14 protein-coding genes and 11 pseudogenes are annotated in these 23,538 nt (G+C 68.4%); 14 read left to right on the top strand and 11 right to left on the bottom strand.

Going from position 1 to position 23,538, the window contains the following annotated elements:
• Positions 1-2: 2 nt before the first annotated feature.
• Positions 3-1,000 (bottom strand): annotated as a pseudogene (locus tag AB8998_RS15020) (phytoene desaturase family protein); the annotation flags it as partial.
• Positions 1,001-1,017: 17 nt separating this feature from the next.
• On the opposite strand from AB8998_RS15020, the pseudogene AB8998_RS15015 reads away from it, so the two are divergent.
• From AB8998_RS15015 to AB8998_RS15005, 3 genes and pseudogenes are all read left to right on the top strand, one after another.
• Positions 1,018-1,618 (top strand): annotated as a pseudogene (locus AB8998_RS15015) (TetR/AcrR family transcriptional regulator).
• Between the two features lie 77 nt (positions 1,619-1,695).
• On the top strand, positions 1,696-2,676 hold the full coding sequence (locus AB8998_RS15010) for an NAD(P)H-dependent flavin oxidoreductase (RefSeq protein WP_369738615.1): 981 nt from the start codon (positions 1,696-1,698) through the stop codon (positions 2,674-2,676).
• 55 nt (positions 2,677-2,731) lie between these two features.
• Positions 2,732-3,259 carry a nitroreductase family protein gene (locus AB8998_RS15005; RefSeq protein ID WP_369741582.1) on the top strand — a complete coding sequence of 176 codons (528 nt, stop codon included), beginning with the start codon at positions 2,732-2,734 and terminating at the stop codon, positions 3,257-3,259.
• A 973-nt stretch (positions 3,260-4,232) separates the two neighbouring features.
• On the opposite strand, the gene AB8998_RS15000 is transcribed toward AB8998_RS15005, so the two are convergent.
• Complete coding sequence (locus tag AB8998_RS15000; protein WP_369736302.1) at positions 4,233-5,633, bottom strand: IS1380 family transposase; 1,401 nt, start codon at positions 5,631-5,633, stop codon at positions 4,233-4,235.
• A gap of 126 nt (positions 5,634-5,759) precedes the next feature.
• Here AB8998_RS15000 and AB8998_RS14995 point away from each other — a divergent pair.
• Both AB8998_RS14995 and AB8998_RS14990 read left to right on the top strand, forming a co-directional pair.
• A pseudogene (locus AB8998_RS14995) lies at positions 5,760-6,185 on the top strand (Fur family transcriptional regulator); the annotation flags it as partial.
• A gap of 89 nt (positions 6,186-6,274) precedes the next feature.
• Positions 6,275-7,516 (top strand): annotated as a pseudogene (locus AB8998_RS14990) (peroxidase family protein); the annotation flags it as partial.
• Between the two features lie 39 nt (positions 7,517-7,555).
• On the opposite strand, the gene AB8998_RS14985 reads toward AB8998_RS14990, so the two are convergent.
• Positions 7,556-8,700, bottom strand: a protein-coding gene (locus tag AB8998_RS14985; RefSeq protein WP_369738614.1) for an IS3 family transposase whose coding sequence is annotated in 2 segments (ribosomal slippage) — positions 7,556-8,433 and positions 8,433-8,700 — 1,146 coding nt in all. Because the reading frame shifts where the segments join, the coding sequence is not laid out codon by codon here.
• Between the two features lie 81 nt (positions 8,701-8,781).
• On the opposite strand from AB8998_RS14985, the pseudogene AB8998_RS14980 reads away from it, so the two are divergent.
• From AB8998_RS14980 to AB8998_RS14960, 5 genes and pseudogenes are all read left to right on the top strand, one after another.
• Positions 8,782-9,433 (top strand): annotated as a pseudogene (locus tag AB8998_RS14980) (peroxidase family protein); the annotation flags it as partial.
• Positions 9,434-9,551: 118 nt separating this feature from the next.
• Entirely contained in the window at positions 9,552-10,019 is a 468-nt protein-coding gene (locus AB8998_RS14975; protein ID WP_369738613.1) for a DUF4262 domain-containing protein, read from the top strand.
• A gap of 47 nt (positions 10,020-10,066) precedes the next feature.
• The gene (locus tag AB8998_RS14970) at positions 10,067-10,516 is read left to right on the top strand and encodes a hypothetical protein (protein ID WP_369738612.1); all 450 of its coding nucleotides are present in this window, start codon (positions 10,067-10,069) and stop codon (positions 10,514-10,516) included.
• A gap of 13 nt (positions 10,517-10,529) precedes the next feature.
• On the top strand, positions 10,530-11,501 hold the full coding sequence (locus AB8998_RS14965) for an FAD-dependent oxidoreductase (protein ID WP_369741581.1): 972 nt from the start codon (positions 10,530-10,532) through the stop codon (positions 11,499-11,501).
• A gap of 236 nt (positions 11,502-11,737) precedes the next feature.
• Positions 11,738-12,028 (top strand): annotated as a pseudogene (locus AB8998_RS14960) (enoyl-CoA hydratase/isomerase family protein); the annotation flags it as partial.
• A 153-nt stretch (positions 12,029-12,181) separates the two neighbouring features.
• Here the strand turns inward: AB8998_RS14960 and AB8998_RS14955 are convergent.
• Both AB8998_RS14955 and AB8998_RS14950 read right to left on the bottom strand, forming a co-directional pair.
• Positions 12,182-12,582, bottom strand: a pseudogene (locus AB8998_RS14955) (phage holin family protein).
• 28 nt (positions 12,583-12,610) lie between these two features.
• A pseudogene (locus tag AB8998_RS14950) lies at positions 12,611-13,612 on the bottom strand (amidohydrolase family protein).
• A gap of 33 nt (positions 13,613-13,645) precedes the next feature.
• Here AB8998_RS14950 and AB8998_RS14945 point away from each other — a divergent pair.
• A complete protein-coding gene (locus AB8998_RS14945) occupies positions 13,646-14,950 on the top strand; it encodes an MFS transporter (RefSeq protein WP_369738611.1) in 1,305 nt (434 codons plus the stop codon).
• On the opposite strand, the gene AB8998_RS14940 is transcribed toward AB8998_RS14945, so the two are convergent.
• On the bottom strand, positions 14,951-16,219 hold the full coding sequence (locus AB8998_RS14940) for a competence/damage-inducible protein A (protein ID WP_475582072.1): 1,269 nt from the start codon (positions 16,217-16,219) through the stop codon (positions 14,951-14,953). It abuts the gene before it with no gap.
• A gap of 66 nt (positions 16,220-16,285) precedes the next feature.
• On the bottom strand, positions 16,286-16,459 hold the full coding sequence (locus tag AB8998_RS14935; protein ID WP_369738609.1) for a hypothetical protein: 174 nt from the start codon (positions 16,457-16,459) through the stop codon (positions 16,286-16,288).
• A gap of 130 nt (positions 16,460-16,589) precedes the next feature.
• Between AB8998_RS14935 and AB8998_RS14930 the strand changes: the two are divergent.
• Positions 16,590-16,877 (top strand): annotated as a pseudogene (locus AB8998_RS14930) (macro domain-containing protein); the annotation flags it as partial.
• Here the strand turns inward: AB8998_RS14930 and AB8998_RS14925 are convergent.
• Entirely contained in the window at positions 16,876-17,181 is a 306-nt protein-coding gene (locus AB8998_RS14925) for an MTH1187 family thiamine-binding protein (RefSeq protein ID WP_369738608.1), read from the bottom strand. The pseudogene AB8998_RS14930 and the gene AB8998_RS14925 sit on opposite strands and share 2 nt — an antisense overlap.
• Before the next feature lie 40 nt (positions 17,182-17,221).
• Between AB8998_RS14925 and dtd the strand changes: the two genes are divergently transcribed.
• Together dtd and AB8998_RS14915 are read left to right on the top strand one after the other, a co-directional pair.
• Positions 17,222-17,653 carry a D-aminoacyl-tRNA deacylase gene (gene dtd / locus AB8998_RS14920; RefSeq protein WP_369738607.1) on the top strand — a complete coding sequence of 144 codons (432 nt, stop codon included), beginning with the start codon at positions 17,222-17,224 and terminating at the stop codon, positions 17,651-17,653.
• Between the two features lie 40 nt (positions 17,654-17,693).
• Positions 17,694-18,488: pseudogene (locus AB8998_RS14915) on the top strand (class I SAM-dependent methyltransferase); the annotation flags it as partial.
• Positions 18,489-18,494: 6 nt separating this feature from the next.
• Here AB8998_RS14915 and AB8998_RS14910 read toward each other — a convergent pair.
• From AB8998_RS14910 to AB8998_RS14900, 3 genes and pseudogenes are all read right to left on the bottom strand, one after another.
• Positions 18,495-19,652, bottom strand: a pseudogene (locus AB8998_RS14910) (zinc-binding dehydrogenase); the annotation flags it as partial.
• A complete protein-coding gene (locus tag AB8998_RS14905; protein WP_369738606.1) occupies positions 19,640-21,595 on the bottom strand; it encodes a flavin-containing monooxygenase in 1,956 nt (651 codons plus the stop codon). The pseudogene AB8998_RS14910 and the gene AB8998_RS14905, both read right to left, overlap by 13 nt.
• Before the next feature lie 134 nt (positions 21,596-21,729).
• Positions 21,730-23,388, bottom strand: coding sequence for a PE family protein (locus AB8998_RS14900; RefSeq protein WP_369738605.1), 1,659 nt, complete (start codon positions 23,386-23,388; stop codon positions 21,730-21,732).
• Positions 23,389-23,538: the final 150 nt, after the last annotated feature.

Below are 23,538 nucleotides of genomic sequence, written 5' to 3'. Positions count from 1 at the left end.
ACTCACGACGCGTGGTCGAGCACCTGATAGGCGGCGTTGTAGCCGGGGGTGAAGGTAATTCCCGGCCCGCCATGGCAGCCCGCGCCGCCGAGATAGAGGCTGCCGATCGGAACCGGGAGTCGAGAAAACCCCTGGCGCCCGGGCGGTTCGGGCCCATCAGGTCCGGGTGCGGCAAGCCATGGCAGAAGTCGCCGTCGGGGGCGGCGAACATGGTCTGCATGTGGTAGGGCGCGAACGTGATGTGGCGGATCAGGATGTCCTCGAAGGCGGGGGCGAACCGGGTGATCTTGTCGATAACGCGTTGAGACATCATCTTTTTAGATGACCGTGCTGCTGGCGGTCGGCTTCGACCGGGAAGGCGTAGGCGTACGCGCTGGCGGCGCGCTTCCCGGGTGGCGCCATGCTCGGGTCGTGCGCGGAGGGGATCTGCATCCCATCGACGGGTTGTCCGGGACGAGGCCGCGCCGGCGCACCTCCCACTGCAGCTGCTGTTCTTCCGGGGAGCCGAAGATGCCGACCGACTGCTGCATACCCGGCTCGTTCAAAAAGTCGCAGGGCGGGGCGAATTCGGGCAGCCCGTCGAGGGCGAAGTGCAGCTGCACGAACGAGGCGCGGTGATCGCGCTGCGAGACGCGCGAAATCAGCTCCGCGGGCACGAGTTCCGGTGCGACGAGTTCGGCGAGGGTGACGTTGGGCGAGTGGTTGGACACCACGACCGGTGCGGTGAGCGTCGACCCGTCCCGCAGCCGTAGACCGGTCACCGCGCCATCCTCGACCAGGATCTGCTCGACCTTGGCCGGAATCGCAGCTCGCCATCGTGGGAGACGAACAACTCGCGCAGCTAATCGGTGAGCGCGCCGATCCCGCCTTCGAGCTTGGTCATCATCGCGGTGCTGTCGCCCGGCACCGCGAGGGCGAACGCCAGGCAGGTGGCGCTGCCCGGCGTATAGGGGCCGCGGTAGGTCGAATTGACGGCCAGGAACGCGAGCATCCCGCGCACTCACCATCGGCCGGGAGATGACCGCGCCGATCAACCGCCACCAGCTACGCCGGCGCTCGACGCGCGAGGCGCTGCGCGAAACCGCGTTGAACAGCTTCGCGCGCAAGGGTTTTGCCAACGTCACCGTGACCGAGCTGGCCCGGCATGCCGGTGTCGCCGAACGCAGCTTCTTCCGGCACTTCCCGACCGAGGAAGCGGTGCTGGTCCAGGATTACGAGACGCAGCTGGAATGGCTGGCCGAGGCCCTCGCGCGCCGTCCTGCCGCTGAAGCGCTGTTCGACGCTGTGCGGGCCAGCGTGGCGGCTTTCCCGCACGATCGCGAGGTGGTCCGCCATGCGGCGGCGGCACGCGCGGAGCTGATCATCGCCGAGCGGATCGCCGGCCACCTGCGGGTGGTGCAGTCGTCGTTCGCCCGAGTGCTGACCGACTTCGTCGAGACTCGCAACCCCGACGTCGCCGACATCGACCTGGCCGCCGAGGTTGCCGGCTCTGCGCTGGCGGCGGCCCTGGTCGTGGCGGTTGGAGAACTGGGGCCGCCATGGTTACACCGGGGATCTCGGCGACCTCGTGGCCACGAGCCTGGACCTGGTTCGCTCCGGCCTGGCACCGCTCGCCTGATCGGCGGGCGTACTGTTCCGAACTCTCGGCGTCGGGTGCGCGCGGTCGGCGCACCGGGAAGGCCTACCGTCGGTTGCATGCCATTGACGACGCGGCTCACCGAGTTCTTCGGCATCGACCACCCGATCATGTTGGCGCCGATGGCCCTGGTCTCGGGGGGCCGGCTCGCGGCGGAAGTGACCCGGGCGGGCGGTCTCGGTCTGATCGGCGGCGGATACGGTGACGCCGAATGGCTGCGCACGCAGATCGGCGAGGCCGACGGCGCACGGGTCGGGTGCGGGTTCATCACCTGGAGCCTGGCGCGCGATCCCGGGGTGCTCGACGTTGCTCTTGGCCGGCAACCGGTGACCGTCATGTTGTCGTTCGGCGACCTGGACCCGTTCGCCGATCGCATCCGCGCGGCCGGTGTTCCGCTCACCGCCCAGGTGCAGAACCTCGAGCAGGCGCGCCGGGCCCTGGATGCCGGCGCGGACGTCCTCGTGGCTCAGGGCGGCGAGGCGGGCGGGCACGGGATGAGCGCGCGTTCGACCTTCACGTTGGTGCCCGACGTCGTCGACCTCGCCGCCGAACGCTGCCCCGAAACGCTGGTGGTGGCCGCCGGCGGGGTCGCCGACGGCCGCAGCCTGGCGGCGGCGCTGGCGCTCGGGGCCGACGGCGCGCTCGTCGGCACCAGGTTCTGGGCGACCCCCGAGGCCTTGGTGTCGCAACGGGCCCACCTTCGGGGCATCGCCGCGAGCGGCGACGACACCCTCCGCACCCGGGTTTATGACTTTGTGCGCGAGAAGGATTGGCCCGACGGCTACGATGCGCGGCTGGTGCGCAACGCGTTCATCGAGGCGTGGCATGGCGACGAGGCGGGCCTGCGGGCACGCCTGCCGGAGATGGTGAGCGCCTTCCAGAAGGCTGTCGACGCAGAGGATTTCGACGTCGTCACCGTGCTCGTCGGCGAGGCGATAGGTCGCATCCGCGACGTGCGCCCGGCCGCCGGCATCGTCGGTGAGATGGTCTGCGACGCCACCCGCATCCTGAACCGGGCGACGGCGCCACCGGCGGTCTAGACAGCCGGGGCGGGCTTCTGGTTTGCTCGGCTCGGTAACGGCTGGGAAGGACGGCATGGATATTGCCTCGGTCGACGAGTTACTGACCACCACCCGCGCGGTGCGCAAGCGCCTCGACCTGGACCGGCCGGTCGGGCGCGACGTCATCCTCGAATGCATTCGGCTGGCGATCCAGGCGCCTACGGCAAGCAACGCGCAGGACTGGCGCTGGCTGGTGGTCACCGACGCCGACAAGCGCGCCGCGATCGCCGACACGTACCGCGGCATTGCGCGGCACCTCTCGGTCGCCCAGCAGCCACGAGTCGATCACCTCGACATACGGGTCGATCGCCGGCCGCGACCGGCGCGCGTAGGCCTTACGCGGCGGCGGGAGGGCCGAAGCCAACGCCTGGCGCACCGTACGCCGATGCACCTGATGCCGCTGGGCCAACTCGCGGATCGACAACTCCTCGACCCGCCTGTCACGCCTGATCTTTTCGAACAGTTCCACCCTCGACCGCACCATTCCCGAACCTCCACGCCGATGACGACTGACGTGGAAATCGCATCCCGGGTGGGGCCAATATTCGCGACGACACGCTGACCCCACCGCGCAGCGAATCACCGCCCAGGCGGAGCCAAAATTCGTGAAGAAAAACGACCCAACCGGGGCCAATTCAGGTGATCACACGCACCCATACGCCGGGGAGTTCTTCAGCGCCTGCACATTCAGGTCTTCAGCGCCTTCCATGGCCTTCGCCCTGATTTCGGGGGCTCGGCACTCCCTGCACCCGCCCTAACGGACGGACCTCTAACGACGCCGCAGGCTTCGCGTCATGCTACGGACCGCTCAGTCGCTCCCCCTCAAGGGCTTTCGACACTGGGCTTCGACCTGACCCGTTTCCAGACCAAGCCGCCAGTCTGCTGCCGGGCCTCCTGACAGCTACCCGGACCGGACTCACACCGGCAAGCGACGACGAGCTTTACGACCAAAGATCACCTACACAAGGTCACCTCCAGCCTGCTGGTCGCGCGAAAAATCCAGGCTAGCTGCGGGCGGCGATTACCACCGGGACCCCGATGCCTCCGCGACGCGTACCGGAGGGCTTGAAAGCGGCGAATTACGGGGCGGCTGTTGCGAATAGCGCGCTGCGAAAGTCGATCGCTCCTCCGGGCCCGAAAGTCCCGGAAAATTATGACGGACGGTTTGCTGTGTGCGGTCGGAGAATTCGGTAGATTCTCGCCACAAGGATCTAAGGGCTCTACGGTGATCGGGGTGCACTAATTAGCTTTTCAGTTAACTCGCGCGAACCGGGAGTTCGAGCGTGGTCGAGGCGTAACCGCGCAGAGAAAGGGGGGGTGACCTGTTGAATGGTTCCAAAATGGAGCGTCATATTAACCTCAGAATTTCACGGTGGCCCGGGTTCTGCTGTGGCGGTCTGCGGGGCGGCAGCTTTGTCGAGGTTTTGAGGCTGGGGGTAGGCGGCGGCGCCGCGTGTCGTGCGGTGACGCCGGGTCCTTTATCCCGGGGGTGGTTACTCCTTTCTTGGGGTCGAGAGGGCATAGGGGCCTGTGGGTCAGGGTATGGCGCGGACCCTGTTGAGGGCGTCGGCGAATTCTTGTGCCCAGGGCCAGGTTTGGGGGATCCGCAGGATCAGGTAGCGGGATCGTTTGATCAGCCGGGCCGCGGCGTGCAGCAGCCGGTAGCGCAGGGTGGCGGGTTCGGCTTTGGCCAGTGGGCCGTCCAGGAGTAGCAGTCGCATCCAGCACAGCAGGTCGATGGCGATCGCGACGGCGGTGACCCAAGCGGTGTTGATGGCGAACGAGTGTGAGGGCCAGCGGGCCAGGCCGGTGTCTTTGCCGGTGCGGATGAAGCCCTCCACCCGGGCGTGGACGCGGTGGCGGGCTTCCAGTCGCTGGGGTTGTCCACCGGCAGTCGAGGTGGCGAGGACCTGGTAGCGGTAGCCGGCCAGCTGCTCGAACAATGACAACTGGGTGCCGTGTTCGATTTCTTCGCGCCGCACCAGGATGCGCATGCCGGCCGGCCAGCCGACCAGCCGATCCCCTCCGGTGCTGTGGCGCAGCAGCCCGGTCAACTCGGCGACCTGGGCGTCGTCACGGGCCGCTCCGGTGGCATCCAGTGCGGCTTGCCATCCCGCATCGGGCATCTGGCCGATCGCGACCCGGACCCGCTCATCGAGGTCGAATCCGACCGAGTAGCCCACTGACATCCCCGGCCGGGCATTGAGTTTCTCCAGGTGTTCGACGACGGCGTGGCTTGAACCCGCGCCGTCGATGGTGACCAGCAACTTGCGGCGCCACTTGGCCGGGATCGCCGCGATCGCGGCGTCGATGATCGCGATATGATCGGCCGCGGTGTTCGAGCCGGCGTTGCCTGCACGGGCGATCACCGCCAGCAGTTCGCCGGTGTTGTCACACCACGCCAACAGCGGGTGGAAGCCAAACCCGCCTTTGAAATTGCCTGCGGCGTGCTGCTTATCGCTGTGCGACTGAATCAGCGACGCGTCGATGCGGATCACGATCGTGTCCCCGAGGTCCCCATAGCAGGTCTGCGAAGCCGGGATCGCACCGTGGCGGGCCTCGATCGCCTCCCACACCCGAGAGCGGACCTTGTTGCGCACGGCCGTGACCTCGGTGATGCTCTGCTCGTCGATCTCGCCCAGGGACCGCCACATCGTCGGAACCGACGCCACCGCCTGAAACAACCGGTGCTGATCGCGCAGCACCGCGGTGCCGGCCAGGTTCTGCGCGCCGCCGGCGATCGATACCGCCACATCGCGCAACACCGCGCCTCGGTCGTGGGTGACTTCTGGGCGCGACAGCACCGACGACAAACCGCTGGTCAAACCCAGATTGTCGGCCAGCAACCGGGGTATCACGTTACCGGCGTGCCCGACCACGTCGTCGCCACGGACCTCAACTCGGACATTCTTCGACCAATCCGTAGTAGCCTGCATCTGACAGGTGCACTCCCATCCTGGATAACCGAGCCTCGAATACTCCGATTATCCTTGCGGCAGTGCACCTTTCACGTTAACGACACCCCTGAGCTCCACATTCGATGAAAAATCCAGGTTAACGGTATGCCTGGGATGGCGGTCTATGCGGAGCAGTTGCGCAGGGTCGACCTGCGGGTAACCCGCCCACGGGTCGGCATCCTCTGGGCCGTCCAGGCGAACCCGCACGCCGACACGGAATCGATCTTCGGCATCGTTCGCGCCGACCTGCCGGACGTGTCGCGGCAGACCGTGTACGACGTCCTGCACGCCCTGACCGAGGTGGGTCTGCTGCGACGGTTCCAGCCGTCGGGATCGGTCGCGCGTTATGAGACCCGGGTCGACCACCACCACCACTTCGTCTGCCGCGGATGCTGCGCCATTGCCGACGTCGACTGTTCCATCGGCGCGAGGGCCTGCCTGATCCCCTCCGACGAGTGCGGGTTTTTGTTCGACGAGAGCGAAGTCATCTATTGGGGTTTCTGCCGGACCTGCGCGGGGCAGCCCGTGGCCGAGGTCGCCACGCCGGCCGCTGCCGCACAGACGTGTTGTGACCACACCCACGATCACGACCCGGCAATTTCATCTGAGGAGGTGATGCCATGCCAGAGCAACACCCACCCGTTGCAGAAGCCAACACCGCGCTACAGCAGGGAGGTTGCCCTGTCGGGAATGGTCACCTCAACCATCCCGTGGAGGGTGGCGGCAACCAGGACTGGTGGCCACACCGGCTCAACCTGAGGATCCTGCATCAGAATCCGCCTGCCGACCCGATCGGCGAAGCGTACGACTATGCCTGTCCTGGGCCGACCTGATCGTCTACGCGGGCAACTGCGCGCTGGAGCCCATGGGCTCAAGACTTTCGGCTTCGCCTTCGGCCGCGTCGACCAGTGGGAACCCGACGACGTGTACTGGGGCAAGGAGAGCACCTGGCTCGGGGACGAGCGCTACACCGGCAACCGGGACCTCGAAAACCCGTTGGCCGCGGTGCAGATGGGTCTGATCTATGTGAACCCGGAGGGTTGAAACCGCCGCGCTGGTCGTCGGCGGACATACCTTCGGCAAGACCCGGGGCGCCGGCCGGGCCGAGCTCGTCGGTCCCGAACCCGAGGCGGCCCCGCTCGAGCGGATGGGCATCGGGTGGAAGAGTTCGTTCGGCAGTGGGATGGCCGGCGACGCGATGGGCAGCGGCCTCGAGGTCGTGTGGACCAACACCCCGACGAAGTGGGACAACGGCTTTCTGGAGATCCTGTACGGCTACGAGTGGGAGCTGACCAAGAGCCCCCGCCGGTGCCTGGCAGTACACCGCCAAGGACGGCGCCGGGGCGGGCACGATTCCCGACCCCTTCGGCGGGCCGGGACGCGCCCCGACGATGCTGGTCACCGACGTCTCCATGCGGGTCGATCCGATCTACGAGCGGATCACCCGGCGCTGGCTGGACCACCCCGAGGAGCTGGCCGACGAGTTCGCGAAGGCGTGGTACAAGCTGATCCACCGCGACATGGGGCCCGTGTCCCATTTCGTCGGTCCGCTGCTCCCCAAGGAGGTCATGCTGTGGCAGGACCCGGTGCCGGCGGTCTCCCACGAGCTCATCGGCGCGGACGACATCGCCGCGCTCGAGAGCAAGATTCTTGCGTCGGGTTTGACTGTCTCCCAACTGGTTAAGACCGCTTGGGCCGCGGCGTCGTCGTTCCGTGGCAGCGACAAGCGGGGCGGCGCCAACGGCGGCCGCATCCGCCTGCAGCCACAAGCCGGCTGGGAGGTCAACGAGCCCGACGAGCTGGCCCTGGTCGTCCGCACGCTGGAGCGAATCCAGGAGTCTGGCATGTCCCCGATAGTCGGTCCACCTGGTTTTGGAGCCAGGTTGTGATTGATACCGATTTCAGTTGATCTCGCAGGCCACGGGGTGGTGGGTGTGGCTGCATCGGGCAGCGTACTCGGCCGGGGTGAGATAGCCCAGGGCCGAGTGACGATGTCGCCGATTGTGCTCGTCCTTGAAGTCGCCGATGACCACGCGGGCCTCGGTCAGGTTGGTCCAGTGATTGCGGTTGAGGCACTCCCTTCGTAGCCGGTTGTTGAACGATTCGATGTGACCGTTGTTCCACGGCGTGCCTGGCGGGATGTAGCAGAGCCCGACATATCCGGAGCAAAACGATTGCAGCGCTTGGGAAATCATCTCAGGACCGTTGTCCATGCGCAGCACCAGCGGCGGCCCGCCAGCCGCGGCGAAACACCTGCGTAGGTCCTCGATCAACCGCTCGGCGGTGATGGAGCGCTCCACGATGTTCAGCAGCGATTCGCGGGTGTGCTCGTCTACCCTCGACGCAATCTTGACCGTCCTGCCGTCGATGGTGGAGTCGAACTGGAAATCCAATGCCCACACCACCTTCGGGGCATCGGCAACCACTTCCGGGGCCGAGGACATGCCGGCCCGCTTGCGTGGGCTGTGCACGCGTCGCTGCAGGCCCTCCTCCTTCCACAAGCGGTGAATTTTCTTCTTGTTCACCCCGCGATGCTCGTCATGGCGCAGGGCGGCCCAGGCCCGCCGAAACCCATGACACGGGTGAGCGGTGGAGTAGTCACGCAGCCATCGCCGCAGATCAGCGTCGGGATCGCCTGGGGTCAGCGCGATCGGGGTCCGGCGGTAGGTGGAGCGGGCCAGCCCGACCGCTTTGCACGCGAGCCGCTCGGACACGTTCAGAACCTCTTTGAGCATGTCCACGGCACGGCGCTTGGCGGCCGGGCTCAGAATTTTCCCTTGGCCACCTCCCGCAGAGCGTCTTTTTCCAGCTCGGCGTCGGCCAATAGCCGCTTGAGCCTGGCGTTCTGCTCCCGCAGCTCCCGCAGTTCCTTGGCAGCATCGATGTCCATGCCGCCGTAAGCACGCCGCCAGTTGTACAGCGTCGCCGCCGACACCCCCAACTCCGCGGCGATCTCCTCGTTGGTCTTGCCCGCCGCAGCCAGCTCGTCGGCACAGCGCAGCTTGCGCACGACGTCCTCAGCAGAATGTTTCTTCCGCCCAGCCATGTGATTCATCGTCCCTTCCGGCCCCCACATCGGGGCCACAGGACCCTAAAACAAGGCGGACTCATTCACCGGGGGCACGCCAAGTCCTTCAACTCCTCGGCGGGTGGGAAACAAAAAGGTGTCGTTCGCCGACCTCGTCGTGCTGGGCGGGTGCGCCGCCATCGAGAAGGCCGCGAAGGCGGCCGGCCACGACATCACGGTGCCGTTCGCGCCCGGCCGCACCGACGCGACTCAGGAGCAGACCGACGTCGAGTCCTTCGCCGTGCTCAAGCCGAAGGCCGACGGCTTCCGCAACTACCTCGGGAAGGCGAGCTCGATGCCGGCCGAGTACCTGTTGCTGGACCCGGCCAACTTACTGCGGCTCAGCGCACCCGAGATGACGGTGCTGGTCGGTGGTCTGCGCGTCCTGGGCGCCAACTACAAGCAATCGCCGTTGGGCGTCCTCACCGCCGCGCCCGAGTCGCTGACCAACGACTACTTCGTCAACCTGCTCGACATGGGCACCGCATGGGAGCCGTCGGGCGCCGACGACGGGACCTACGTGGGCAAGGACCGCGCCTTCGGGCAACCGAGGTGGACCGCCACCCGCGTGGACCTGGCGTTCGGGGCCAACTCGGAGTTGCGGGCTCTCGCCGAGGTGTACGGAGCCGACGACGCGCAGCCGAAGTTCGTTCAGGACTTCGTCGCCGCGTGGAACAAGGTGATCAACGCCGACCGGTTCGATTTGCGCTAGATCGACCTCCCACCGCCACCCCGCGGGCCATCCGGCCCGCGGGGTGGCGTGCGTTTGGGGCGGGAATGTCGGACCCCGCGGGCATGGTGGTCGCAAGCAACCAGAGAAAGGGACCGCCATGTGCTGGAGGTGCGACCACCCCGACAGGCCCGTACAGGACTACCTCGACGAGCTGTACGCGACCATGCCGAAGCGCGGTTGGGCCGTGCAATACGTGGAGAGCGAGCGGCGGCCATTCGCGTACACGGTGGGGCTGACCCGCTGCGACCTGCCGGAATTGCTGATCACCGGAGTCTCACCGCAGCGGGCGGTGGGCTTGCTCAACGCCGTCGCGTTCCAAGCGGTGAATCGTGGGGCGTTCACGGCGGGCGCGCGGATGACCCTCCCGGCCGGGTCTCGCGTCGAACTCGTCGAGGTGGAGCATCCGGACGCCCATTTGAAGTTCGCCACCGCGTTCTTCGGAAACCAGATGAGCGCACTTCAGGTGGTGTGGGCCGACGAGCGCGGTCGGTGGCCGTGGGCGCCGGACTTCGACGATGGCCGCGGCTCCCAGCCGGTTATGGGGGTGCGGGCCGTGTGCAATTGAGCCGAGGACGCCACCCCGGGGCGTTCGCGCCGGTAAACTGCACTCCTATGGGCTCGAAGTCGAAAGCACCGATCGCGGCACGGTTCGGCGCCGCGGGGCTGCTATTTGCGGGCTGCATTGCCGGTGCCGCCGTTGCCGGCGCGGACCCGGATCCGGCGCCGCCGCCCGCCCCGAAGACGACCATCGACAAGGACGGTACGTACGCAGTGGGCACCGACATCGCGCCGGGCATCTACAGCTCGGGCGGGCCCGTCGGCGACGGCACCTGCTACTGGAAGCGGACGGGCAACCCCGACGGCAACGTCGTCGACAACGCCCTGAGCAAAAAGCCGCAGGTGGTCCGTATCGATGCCACGGACAAGTCGTTCAAGACCAACGGCTGCCAGCCCTGGCAACTGACACCGGACGCCAACGTGCCCGCCGAAACGCCGCCGCAGGTCGCCGGCGCCCAGCTCGGCATCCTCAACGGGCTGCTGGGCGGGAACGCACCGCGCTGAGTTCTTGCCCGCCGTGGCCACCGCCCAACAGATCGTCGTGGTCGGCGCCGGTGTCAGCGGCCTGACGTCGGCGATCTGCCTGGCCGAGGCGGGCTGGCCCGTGCAGGTGTGGGCGACCGCAATGCCGCACCAGACCACGTCGGCGGTGGCCGGTGCGGTGTGGACTCCCCCGCGGCCGGCCGGGCGTGCCACTGCGACGCGGGCCTGGTGCGAACACTCGCTGCGGGTGTTCCGCGAACTCGCCGACGACCCCGCCACCGGAGTCCAGCTGGCACCGGCGATGGCGGCCGGCGATCTGAACGCAGCGATGTCGGCGGTGGGCGAATTGATCCCCGACCTGCGCGCGGCGGACGCTGCCGAGATTCCCGACGGCTTCGATGCCGCGTTCTGTGCCACCGTGCCGATGATCGACATGCCGCAGTACTTGGACTACCTGATCGGGCGACTGGCGGCGGCCGGATGCGAAATCGAGGCACACGCGGTCGGGTCCTTGGCCGAGGTCGCCGACACGGCTCCGATCGTCGTGAACTGCGCCGGCCTGGGCGCGCGAACGCTGGCGGGCGACGATACGGTGCGGCCCCTGTTCGGCCAGCACGTCGTTCTGACGAATCCCGGTCTGCGGCAACTGTTCCTGGAGGTCGACGGCGGATCGGAATGGACCTGCTTCTTCCCCCATCCGCGGCGGGTGGTGTGCGGCGGCATCAGCATCCCCGACCGCTGGGACACCACCGCAGACCCCGAGGTGAGCGAGCGGATCCTGCAGCGGTGCCGCCGGATCGAGCCGCGCCTGCGCGACGCGCAGTTGATCGAGACGATCACCGGGTTGCGCCCGGATCGTCCGTCGGTGCGGCTCGAGGCCGAGCCGCTGGGCTCGGCCCGGTGCATCCACAACTACGGGCACAGCAGCAACGGCGTGACCCTGTCGTGGGGCTGCGCGCGTGACGTGGTCCGCCTGGTGACCGGTGGTCACGGGGAGACGCGGTGAGCATCGAATACGCGCTGCACACCCACATCGCCACCATTCAGCCGGCCCGAGACACGTAATTCGCTGGCATTTCCGCGATCTGACCCAACGCCTGGGCGGCGTTCCGCGACGACGCCCGCGCACGGGTCGCGGTCATCACCGGCGTCGGCCGGGACTTCTGCACTGGAGCCGATCTCGAGACGTACAAGCCGATCGTCGCGGCCGTGAACGGCACGTGCGTCGCGGGCGGCTTCGAGATGCTGACTTCCACCGACATCCGCGTGGCCGTGCCGGATGCGCGTTTCGCGGTCATGGAACCGAAGCGGGGTCTTTTCGCCGGCGGCGGAAGCACCGTGCGGCTGCCGCGGCAACTGCCCTACCCCATGGCGATAGAGCTGCTGCTGACCGCCGACGTGGTGGATGCGAAGCTCGCGTTGGCGATGGGACTGATCAACCGGGTCGTCCCAGTCGAAGAGCTGATGGATACCGCGTACGACTACGCCGGGCGCATCGCGGCCAACCCACCGCTCGCGGTTTCGGCGACCAAGCAGTCGAACGTCGAGGGTTTGGCACTGGACCTCGAGTCCGCATACGACAACGAAACTCGGCACAGCGAACGGATTTCACCACTGAAGACGCCAAGGAGGGGCCGCGCGCCTTCGCCGAGAAGCGACCGCCGCGGTGGCAGGGCCGCTGACGGTCTAGGTGCGGGTGCGACGGTTGACGTCGCGAATCACCAGCGACAGCACCCAACTCACGATCGACAGCACGATCGCCGCCCAGACGCCGTCCACCAGAAATGGTCGAAGCGCAGTCCCCAATGGGTGGTGTGTTCGGTGATCCACGCGGTGATCCACAGCATCAAGGCGTTGATCACGATGTGGATCAGGCCGAGCGTCAGGATGTACAGGGGGATCGACAAGATCTGGACGATCGGCTTGATGAACGCGTTGACCAGACCGAAGATCACCGCGACGACGAAGATGATGCCGACCGTCTGCACTGTGCTGTGGCCGCCGACGAATTCGATCCCATGAACGAACTTGGTGACCAACCACAACGCAAAGCCGGTCAACGTTGCCCGGAGCAGGAAAGCACCCATGTCGAAAGATCCTGCCACCCCGGGCGCGTTAGTTCAGCCCGTAGAACCGCGGCGCGTTGAGGCCGCCGATCTTTTCGCGCGCCTCTTCGCTGATGTCGGCGCGGGTGCGCAGATGCTTGATGCTCTCCGGCCATTCGCCGTCCCAGTGCGGGTAGTCGCCGGCGAACATGATGAAGTCGGCGCCGAGCACGTCGATCACGCCGGGCAGGATGGGCTCCTCGGGCTCGCAGGTCACCCAGATGTTGCCCGCCCGTAGGTATTCGTGCGGGTCACGGCGCCAGCCGCGCTCGATCCAGTCGCCGCGCTTCTCGTAGTGCTCGTGCAGGCGGTCGATGAAGAACGGAACCCAGCCGGCGCCCGCCTCGAGGAAGGCGACCCGCAGATCAGGGTGCCGCTCGAAGACGCCGCCGGAGACCAGCGCCGTCATCGCCGTCATCTGGTCGAACGGGAAGCTGATGCAGTGCACCTGGATGTAGTTGGTGAAGCGGTCCACGCCGATCTTGGGCAGGTGGATGCCGGGGGCGCCGTGGACGCCGAGCGGCATCCCGAGCTCGACCGCGGCGGCGTAGAAGGGGTCGGGGTCGGGGTGGTCGAGGTTGCGGGTCTTGAGCGCCGGCGGGACGAGCGTGGCCACCAGCCCGAGGTCCCTGGCCTCGGTCATGACGTCGATGGCCACGTGACCGTGCTCGATTGGGGTGACGGCGACGCCTTTCAGTCGGCCGCCCGACGGCGCAGTAGTTTGCGATCCATTGGTTGTAGAGCCGCGCGAATCCGGCGGCGAACTCGGGGCCTCCAGGGTCGGGGCGCACAGCCCGAGGCTGGGATAGAGCACCATCGTGTCGATGTGGTCGCGGTCGGCGTCGTGCAGGACGCCTTCGGTGGAGCGGCAGTGAATCCCGGGAGCCTTGCTGATCCCGTGCTGCGGCGGACAACCCGCGCCCGGGCCCTCGTCGACCGGGTAGCTGCGTCCCTCGAACGTCAACCGGCTGCCGTCGGCGGCGGGCTTGACGTACTGCGGCCAGCGCTGCATCGCTTCGGTCGCCAGGGAGGAGTTCTCGGCGACATGTCCACTCTCGCGCGTACGCGCTCGGTACTGCACGATGCTGACGTGACAACACAGCGGATCACCCGCGACCAGCGCAACTCGTTCGTCGCCGCTTGGCTGGGCTGGACGATGGACGCCTTCGACTATTTCATCGTCGTGTTCGTCTACGCCGACATCGCGACAACATTCCACCGCAGCAAAGCCGAGGTCGCGTTCGTCACGACGGCCACCCTGGTCATGCGTCCCGTGGGCGCGCTGCTGTTCGGGCTCTGGGCCGACCGCGTCGGCCGGCGGCTGCCGCTGATGGTCGACGTGATCTTCTACTCGGTGGTCGGGTTCTTGTGCGCGTTCGCGCCCAACTTCACCGTGCTGGTGATTCTCCGGCTGCTCTACGGCATCGGGATGGGCGGCGAGTGGGGCCTGGGCGCCGCGCTGGCCATGGAGAAGGTGCCCACCGAACGGCGAGGGTTTTTCTCGGGCCTGCTGCAGGAGGGCTACGCGTTCGGCTACCTGCTGGCCAGCCTGGCCTCCCTGGTGGTGATGAATCTGCTGGGCCTGTCGTGGCGTTGGCTGTTCGCCCTGAGCATCATCCCGGCCCTGATAAGCCTGATCGTGCGCTACCGGGTGGAGGAATCCGAGGTATGGGAAGCTGCCCAGGACCAGCTGAAGGTCACCAGCACCAAGATCCGTGACGTGTTGCGCGAGAAGGCGATCATCCGCCGGTTCTTCTACCTGGTGCTGCTGATGACCGCGTTCAACTGGATGAGCCACGGCACCCAGGACGTCTACCCCACCTTCCTGGGCGCCACCGCCAACCATGGCGCCGGGCTGTCCAGCGTGACCGTCAAGTGGATCGCGGTGGTCTACAACCTCGGCGCCATTATCGGCGGGCTGGTGTTCGGGACGCTGTCCCAGCGGTTCAGCCGCCGCTACACGGTGGTCTTCTGCGCGCTGCTGGGCCTGCCGATCGTGCCGCTTTTCGCATACTCGCGCACCGCGGCCATGCTGTGCCTGGGCGCGTTCCTGATGCAGGTCTGCGTGCAGGGTGCCTGGGGGGTGATCCCGGCGCACCTAACCGAGCTGTCGCCGGATGCCATCCGCGGGCTCTACCCCGGCGTGACCTATCAGCTGGGAAATCTGCTGGCGGCGTTCAACTTGCCGATCCAGGAACGACTGGCCGAATCGCACGGCTATCCCTTTGCTTTGGCGGCGACGATCGTGCCGGTGCTGTTGGCCGTCACGGTGCTGACGCTGGTCGGCAAGGACGCCACCGGAATCCGCTTTGGGACCGCCGAAAGCGCTTTCGTCCCAACGGAAGCGTGACTAGCGCGAGCTGCTCAGGATGCGCCGCAACAGGTGCATGGCCACCGTCGTGGAGCGGTCGCGGATGTCGGATCGGTTCCCGGGCAGCCGCAGCCTGCGGGTGTCCGCCTGGCCGTCATCGAGCATCACGGTGAAACACACGGTCCCGACCGGTTTTTGCTCGGTGCCCCCGCCCGGACCGGCGATGCCGGTGATCGCGACGGCGGTGTCGGCGCCGAAACGATCCAGGGCACCGCGTGCCATCGCCTCGGCGACCGGTTCGGACACCGCCCCGTGTTCTTCGATCAGGGCCGGCTCGACGCCGAGCAGATGAGCCTTCGCCTCGTTGGAGTAGCTCACCACGCCGCCCATCACGTAGTCGGAGGAGCCGGGCCGGTCGGTCAGCCGCGCCGCCAGCAATCCCGCGGTGCAGGATTCGGCCGTCGCGATCCGGCGACCGGTCAGCAGCCGCGCGACCTGATCGTCGACGGTGGACCCGTCCTCGGAGTAGAGCTGGTCCCCGTGCTTGTCGCGGAGCATGCGGGTCAGTTCCGCGTAGGCGTCCTCGGCGTCCGGCTCGTAACGGGTGACCATCTCGATCTCTCCGCGCCGCAAGCAGGTGGTGATTTCGAGTCCGGCGAAGCCGGGGACGGCGCGCTCGGCGCTGCGCAGTGTCTCGGCCAGCCCCGACTCGGGCACCCCGAACATGCGGAGGGTCTCCTGCCGGTACGTGGTGCGTCCGGCGATCGCCTGCTGGGCCGCGGCCGTCTCGATCGCCCTGCGCCACATCGGCTGCAGCTCGCGAGGCGGTCCCGGCAGCACGATCACCGTGGGCTTGCCCGGGACGACCACCCCCGGCGCGGTGCCCACCGGGTCGAGCACTTCGGCGCCTTCCGGAACCATGGCCTGCTTGCGGTTCGCGGCACGCACCGCGTCGAAGTTGTCCGAATCGAAGTGCGCCATAAGCTTTTTGAGGATCTCGGCGATCTTGTTCTCGACCTCGGCATCGAGCAGCAGCGCGCGTCCGCAGAATCGGGCGACCACCTCGACGGTCATGTCGTCGGCGGTGGGCCCCAGCCCGCCGCTGGTGACGATCAGGTCCACGCCCTCGTCGGCAAGGAAGCGCAGCTGCGCCTCGATGTCGGCGGGGCGGTCACCGCAGATGGTGATGTGGGCCAATTCGACGCCGAGCTCCAAAAGTCGCTCGGCGATCCAGGGACCGTTTGCATCTTGGACTCGTCCGGTGAGGACCTCGGTCCCGGTGATGACGATGCCTGCGCGTGCGCTCACCGTCATGAGCCTAGTGGTGGACTTTCTCGGGCCATCCGGTCGACCACCGCGCTGCTGCGGCTGTTCTCAGCCGGGCTGCCCGGGCTGCCCGGGTTGGCCGGGGGTTCCACCGGGGCCGGGCGCGCCGCCGGCACCGCCCGCGCCTCCGGCTCCTCCGGCTCCCCCGGCGCCTCCCGCGCCGCCGTCCCCACTCTTGCGGGGCTCGCCGATGCTGCCATCGTCGGGTGCGTCGCCGGTCATTTCGCCATCGTAAGCGCCCCGCGGGCCCGACCAGCACAACCATCGCGGGCCCCCGCGCGCGGATCCGGACGGTGTGCGCTCCGCGAGCAGCACCCGACCCGTCGACAATGAGCCGATGATCGAATGAGAAGTGCGCCAGGCCGACGTCACCAAACTCGAACTCGACGCCATCGCCAATGCGGCCAACACGCAGCTGCGCCACGGTGGCGGCGTCGCCGCGGCGATCGCCCGGGCCGGCGGGCCCGCAATACAGCGGGAATCGACCGAGAAGGCACCGATCGGGCTCGGGGAGGCGATCGAGACCACCGCCGGTGCCATGCCGGCGTGCTACGTGATCCATGCGGCGACGAGGGAGAAAGTGGTGTTCGCCGTTCACGGTGAGGCGGCCGAACGGGCGTTCAGCACCGCCGTGCAGGCTAACCGCCGGCCAGGTGTCGTTCGACGGAGGCGACTTTCGCCGTCATCGCGTCGCCGGCCCCGGCGCGCCAGTCCACCTTGATCACCGTGCTGACCCGGGGGGCGCGGGCGGCCACGGCCTCGACCGCGCGCTGCACGACGCCCATCACCTCTTCCCAGGTATCACCTTCGACCACGGTGAACATCGAATCCGTCTGGTTCGGCAGGCCGGAATCGCGAACCACCCGTACCGCTTCGGCGACGATTTCGCCGACGCTCTCGCCCACGCCCAGCGGGGTCACGGAAAACGCCACGAGCACAGACACCTGACGAGCCTACCCAGCGGGCCTGGCAGCATCGAGGATCGTGCGGATTCTGGTGCAACGGGTCTCCTCGGCGGCGGTGTCGGTCGACGGGCGGGTGGTGAGCGCCATCTCCCCGTCCGGCCAGGGACTGCTCGCCTTCGTCGGCGTCACCCACGGCGACGACGCCGGCAAAGCGCGGCGCCTGGCGGAAAAGCTTTGGAACCTGCGCATTCTCGCTGGTGAGCGGTCCGCCGCTGACGTCGACGCGCCGATCCTGGTGGTCAGTCAGTTCACCCTGTACGCCGACACCGCGAAAGGCCGCCGCCCGTCGTGGAACGCCGCGGCCCCCGGCTCCGTCGCCGAACCGCTGGTGGCGACGTTCGCGGAGGCGTTGGGGCAGTTGGGTGCCCACGTGGCAACCGGGGTCTTCGGCGCGGACATGCAGGTGGATTTGGTCAACGACGGCCCGGTCACGGTGCTTCTCGAGGTTTGACCGTGCCGCTGCGGGTACCTTGGTGACGTCGGGGACTGCGATGGGGAGGACCGAATTGAGCACGACACCTGAGTTCGGGTCGTTGCGTTCCGACGACGACCACTGGGACATCGTCAGCAGCGTGGGTTACACCGCGTTGCTGGTGGCCGGTTGGCGGGCGGTGCACGCCACGAGCCCGCAGCCGTTGGTTCGCGACGAGTACGCGCAGGCATTCATCGCCGCGTCGCAGGACCCGTATCTGGCCGACGTGCTCGCCAACCCGGGGACCTCCGAGGACCAGACGGCCTTTCCCCGCCTCTACGGTGTCCAGACCCGATTCTTCGACGACTTCTTCCTCTCGGCGGGACAAGCGGGCGTGCAGCAGGCGGTGATCGTCGCCGCCGGCCTGGATTCGCGGGCGTACCGGCTCGATTGGCCATCGGGCACAACGGTTTTCGAAATCGATCTGCCCAAGGTGCTGGAGTTCAAGTCCCGGGTGCTGGCTGAGCACGGCGCCGCCCCGAAGGCGCGCCGGGTCGAGGTCGCCGCGGACCTGCGCAGTGAATGGTCCAAGCCGCTGGAGGCGGCCGGCTTCGACGTGGAACGTCCCAGCGCCTGGTCGGTGGAGGGAATTCTGCCCTACCTGACCGACGAGGCCCAGAACACGCTTTTCACCCTGATCAGCGGCCTGAGCGCGCCGGGCAGCCGAGTGGCCGTGGGTGCGTTGGGCACGCGGCTGGATCACGACCAGCTGGAAGGCTTGGAGGCGGCCCACCCGGGAGTCAACATGTCGGGGAGCGTCGATTTCTCGGCGCTGACCTATGAGCCCAAGAGCGACCCGGCCGACTGGCTGTCCTCGCACGGTTGGCGTGTGGAGCCGATCCGCAACACCCTTCAGCTGGAAGCGGCGTACGGGATGATCCCGCCGGAAGTGGACGTCAAGATCGACAGCTTCATGCGGTCGCAGTACATCACGGCGACGCGGTAGGGACTCCTAGGGTGTCAGCAGGATCTTGACGTCGTCGCCGTTGCGGGCGGCCGCGGTCGCATAACCCTTGGCCGCCTCGTCCAGCGGCAGGGTCGTCGTGAAGATGCCGTCCACGTCCAGTCGGCCGGAGGCGAGCAGCGGAATCAATTCCGGCCAGGTCCGCTGCACCGGCGCCGTCGTCATGCGCAGCGTGATGCTGCGGATCAGGCAGCCCAGCGCGTTCAGTGGGAACGGTTGCAGGTCGTGTACTCCGACGACCGAGACGGTGCCGCCGGGCCGGACCGCATTGAGGGCGTCGGTCATCGAGGCATCGGTGGCGACTGCGTCGATCACCGCGTCGGCTCCGCGCCCGCCCGTGGCGGCCAGGATCGCCTCGACCGCTGGCGCCTTGAGCGGTGTCGCCCCCCAGGACGCAGCACGGTCCAGGCGGCCATCGACTCGGTCGACGGCGAAAACCTCCGCGGCGCCTTGGAATAGCGCGCTGCGCAGCGCACACAGCCCGACCGCGCCGAGGCCCATCACCGCCACGGTGCCGCCGAGCGGAATATCGGCCCGCTGCGCGGCCGCCCAGCCGGTGGCGAGGTTGTCGGTCAGCAGCAGCGCCTGCTCCGTGCTGAGCGCCTCGGGGATCTTCAGCAGCTGGAAGTCGGCCGCGGGCACGGCCAGCAGATCGGCTTGCGCACCGGCGAGCACGCCGCCGCCGAAGATCTGAAATCCGTTGTGGCACATCACCGGATCCCGGGTGGCGCAGCCGGGGCACTTGCCGCAGCCGGTCACCGACGACACCATCACCTGGTCGCCGACCTTGACCGTGCGCACCTCCGGCCCGATCTCGACGACGGTCCCCACCGCTTCGTGGCCGAGCGGGATCGGTTCGGCCAGGGGGAAATCCGCCTCGTAGAAGTGCAGGTCGGAACCGCAGATGCCGGCCGCGCTGACTTCGACGATCGCTCCGTCGGGGCCGGGAAGCGCCGGGTCGGGGCGGGTGTCGACCCGGATGCTGGTGGGTCCGTCGATGACTACCGTCCGCATGTCGGCGTACTCGCTTCCTTTGTCCGCAGGATGAATTGGGACCAGTCGGGCTCGCGGACCGCTGCCCAGTACTCGGGGAGGCGCCATGGGCTCACGGTGTGGATCTCGCCGTCGGGATTTTTGAAGTAGGTGTGCTTGACGGCGGGGTGCGACCACACCATCCGCTTGATCTCGGCCTGTGTCCGCTGATGCCAGGCCGTGGCCGCCTCGGCCGCCGGCTCCAGGGAATGCAGATCGGCCTCCACCAGATGCTCGAGACACCGGTTGACGTAACGCATCTGCAGCTCGGACTGGAAGATGAGGCTGCCGCCGTGGGCGAGGTGGGTGCCGGGCCCGTAGATGATGAACAGGTTGGGGAAGTTCGGAACGGTGATACCCAGGTAGGCGTACGGGCGGCTCCCCCACATCTCGTGCAGGTCGGTGCCGTCGCGCCCGGTGATCTTCAGCGGCCACAGCACGTCGGTGTGCCGGAACCCGGTGGCATAGAGGATGACGTCGAGGTCATGCGTCACGCCGTCTTCGGTGACGACGCCGCGCGGGGTGATCGCCCGGATCGGGGTGCGCACCAGTTCGACGTTGTCCCGTTGCAGGGTTTGCAGCCAGCTGCCGTTGTCCTGCAGCGTGCGCTTGCCGCAGGCCGGATAGTCGGGCAGCACCTTGGCCAGCAACGCGTCGTCTTCGCCCACCTGGCTGGTGATCCACTGGGAGAACATCATCCGGGCGGCGGCATTGATGTCGCTGACCGCCTCGCCCTGGTCGGCGTACTCGGCGTCGCAGCGTGCCGCGTCGAGCCCCTTGTCGGCGCCGGGCCACAGCACCAAAAACCGGTACCACCGTCCGTAGTACGGCAGGTGGCGCATCGCCCAGCGCATCCCGTCGCCGACCGCGTCGTGATACATCGGGTTGGGGAACATCCACTGCGCTGTCCGCTGGAAGACCGTCAGGTGCTCGACGTCGCCCGCGATCGCGGGCGCGATCTGAAAACCGCTGGCGCCGGCTCCGATCAGCGCCACCCGCTTGCCGGTCAAATCGACGGAATGATCCCAGGCCGAGGAGTGAAACGCCGGGCCGGCAAAGGTCTCGGCGCCGTCGAAGTCGGGGATGAAAGGCCGGTTCAGCTGGCCGACCGCGGTGATGAGGGCCCGCGCGCGCATTGTCTCGGTCCAGCCGTCGGCCGAGCGCAGCGTCACGCCCCACACGCCGTCGTGGTCGTCCCATTCGGCGGCAACCATCTCGGTCTGCCAGCGCACCCGCTCGCCCAGTTCGTGCTTGTCCATCACCCGGGCGAAATAGTCCTGCAACTCGTCCTGCTCGGCGAAGAAATGCGTCCAGTCGTTGTTGGGTTCGAAGCTGTAGCAGTAGAAGTGGTTGGCGACGTCGACGCGGGCGCCGGGATAGCTGTTCTCCCACCATGTTCCGCCGGGGCCAGCGTTCTTCTCCACGATCGTGAACGGGATGCCGGCCTGCTTGAGCCGGATGCCGGCCAGGATGCCGGATTCGCCGCATCCGACGACGAGGACGGGGAGTTCTGCCGCGCGTTCGCTCGGCAAGGCCGCCGGGCGGCGGGGGTCGACGCCGTCGAGGTCCATCTCCTCGGCGATCAGGGGCAGGTAGTCGTCGGTGACATGCTCGCAGGCGGCCCAGTCCAGCATCTCCTGGATCAGGTCCGAACTCAGCGGTTGCGGCTCGGGACAACCGCGGTCCCGGTACTCGGTGAGCACGGGCAGCGCCGCCGCGCGGGCCCGGGCCTTGTCCTCCTCCGACATGAAGCCCTGGATCTCGTTGAGGAAGCTGCCCATCGGCTTGAAGTCGCGAATGAACCGGGGGTCGCCGGTGATGTGGACGACGGACAGCAGCAGCGTCGGAACGCTGACATCGTCGAGCGCAGCGGCGATCTCGGGCGTCGGGGTGGTGAAGGGCCGGCCGGCATAGGGGCTGCGCATCGCGCCGATCCTCTCGGTAAGCGGGGAAGAAAAAATTACGCTACTACCAGTGTCGTAATTGGCACCCAGGCTACCCGCGGGCAACCCCTGGATCAAGAGCGCCGGCGCCGCGGCGGCGCCGGCCGCGAATCCGGCTACGACGTGCCGTTGTTTCCGTTGGCGCCGATGTAGCCGGAGAGCCCACCGGTGCCGCCCACGCCCCCGTTGACGCCGTTGCCGCCGTCGCCGCCGATACCGAAGAACGACGGGGTGTAGGTCCCGTTCTGGAACACTCCGGCGTTGCCGCCGTTGCCGCCGTCAGCCGTACCAACGCCGGTGCCCGCGTCACCGCCGTGGCCGCCCCCGGCGAAGAACCCGAGGCCGTCGCCGCCGTTTCCGCCCTGGCCGGGGGCGGTCCCGAGGCTCTCGCCGCCGTGTCCGCCCGCGCCGCCGACAGCGCTGACGAACGCGGCGCCCAAGCCGCCGTTGCCGGCGTTGCCGCCGGTGAGACCTTCGCCGCCCTGGCCGCCGTTGCCGCCGCCGGCGATGCCGGCGAGCGTGGCGCCGATGCCGCCGTCGCCGCCCTGTCCGCCGGTGCCGAGGACGGCCGCGCCGCCAACCCCGCCGTTGCCGCCCTGGGCGAAGCCCGCCCCGACGACGACCGGGGCGCCGGTCATGCCACCGGCGCCACCGACACCGCCGGTTCCGCCGGTGCCGGTCGCGGCGCCACCCGCGCCGCCCGCGCCGCCCTGGACGAGGTCGAATCCGACGAAACCGGCGGCGGCACCAGCGCCGCCGGCACCGCCCGCACCGCCCGTCCCCGTGGTGGCGGTTCCGCCGGCGCCGCCCGCGCCGCCGCTGGCGAAGTCGATCCCGAAGGGCAGGCGTGCCGCGCCGTCACCGCCCGCGCCCCCGATGCCGCCGTCACCGGTGCCGGTCGCGTTGCCGCCCGCGCCTCCGGCGCCGCCATTGCCGGTGAACAGGCCGATTCCGTTGCCGCCGGCACCACCGGTCCCGCCTCTTCCGGTGGTCGTGTCGCCGCCGGTCCCGCCGGTGCCGCCCATGCCCGCCAGGAAGCCGCCGTGGCCGCCGGCGCCGCCGTTCCCGCCGATCCCGGAGATTCCGGCGGCGCCGCCGCTTCCGCCGGGGCCACCCGCGCCGAGCAACAGCGCGTTGCCGCCGGTCCCGCCGATCGCGCCGGCGGTGGTGGCGGACCCGCCGGCGCCGCCGTTGCCCCACAGCCAGCCGCCGTTGCCGCCGGCGCCGCCGGCCAAAAGGGTCCCCGTGCCGCCGGAGCCACCGCTGCCGAACAGCCCTGCGGGCCCGCCGGCACCGCCCTGACCGGCCAGGTCGGTCGCGCCGTTGCCTCCGTTCCCCCAGAGGAGCCCGCCGGGACCGCCGTTGGCTTGAGTCAATGTTCCGCCTGCCACCCCGTTGGTGCCGTTGCCGATCAGCGGGCGCTGCAACAGCGCCTGGGTGGGTGCGTTGATCGCTCCCAACATCTCCTGCCCGAGGTTCTGCAGCGGCGCAGCATTGGCCGCCTCGGCGGCCGCATAGGCGTTGCCGGCGCCGCTGAGCGCCTGCACGAACTGCGCGTGGACCTCGGCCGCCTCAGCGCCGAGCATCTGGTATTCCTGCGCGTGGCCATTGAACAACGAGGCGACCGCAGCCGACACCTGGTCGGCGGCGGGAGCCGCCATCACGGCGGTCGGGCCCGCGGCGGCCGCGTTGGCTGCGTTGAGCACAGAACCGATTTGTGCCACGTCCGCCACCGCCGACGCCAACACGTCCGGCGCTGCGACTACGAAAGACATCTACACCTCCGGCGGTAGGTCTACCGTCCCCGGTAAATGGTAGGCGCATAACCGCGCGTTGCTGACACCACGTCAGTAACGCGCACCCGATGCCCCGCAGGCCGGCGCGCGCTTCGCTGCGGTGAGGGTCCGGCCATGATCGGTCGTAGT

The sequence above is a fragment of the Mycobacterium sp. HUMS_12744610 genome (genome assembly GCF_041206865.1).
Classification (GTDB): Bacteria; Actinomycetota; Actinomycetes; order Mycobacteriales; family Mycobacteriaceae; genus Mycobacterium; species Mycobacterium servetii.
Note: the sequence above shows the minus strand (reverse complement) of the source record. Positions and strands in the feature narration are given on the sequence as shown.

Excerpts from the sequence above, each read along its gene's own strand:
- AB8998_RS15010 (WP_369738615.1), top strand. The coding sequence starts at position 1,696 with ATGCCATTGACGACGCGGCTCACCGAGTTCTTCGGCATCGACCACCCG.
- AB8998_RS15005 (WP_369741582.1), top strand. The coding sequence starts at position 2,732 with ATGGATATTGCCTCGGTCGACGAGTTACTGACCACCACCCGCGCGGTG.
- AB8998_RS15000 (WP_369736302.1), bottom strand. The coding sequence starts at position 5,633 with ATGCAGGCTACTACGGATTGGTCGAAGAATGTCCGAGTTGAGGTCCGT.
- AB8998_RS14975 (WP_369738613.1), top strand. The coding sequence starts at position 9,552 with ATGTGCTGGAGGTGCGACCACCCCGACAGGCCCGTACAGGACTACCTC.
- AB8998_RS14970 (WP_369738612.1), top strand. The coding sequence starts at position 10,067 with ATGGGCTCGAAGTCGAAAGCACCGATCGCGGCACGGTTCGGCGCCGCG.
- AB8998_RS14945 (WP_369738611.1), top strand. The coding sequence starts at position 13,646 with ATGTCCACTCTCGCGCGTACGCGCTCGGTACTGCACGATGCTGACGTG.
- AB8998_RS14935 (WP_369738609.1), bottom strand. The coding sequence starts at position 16,459 with ATGACCGGCGACGCACCCGACGATGGCAGCATCGGCGAGCCCCGCAAG.
- AB8998_RS14905 (WP_369738606.1), bottom strand. The coding sequence starts at position 21,595 with ATGCGCAGCCCCTATGCCGGCCGGCCCTTCACCACCCCGACGCCCGAG.
- AB8998_RS14900 (WP_369738605.1), bottom strand. The coding sequence starts at position 23,388 with ATGTCTTTCGTAGTCGCAGCGCCGGACGTGTTGGCGTCGGCGGTGGCG.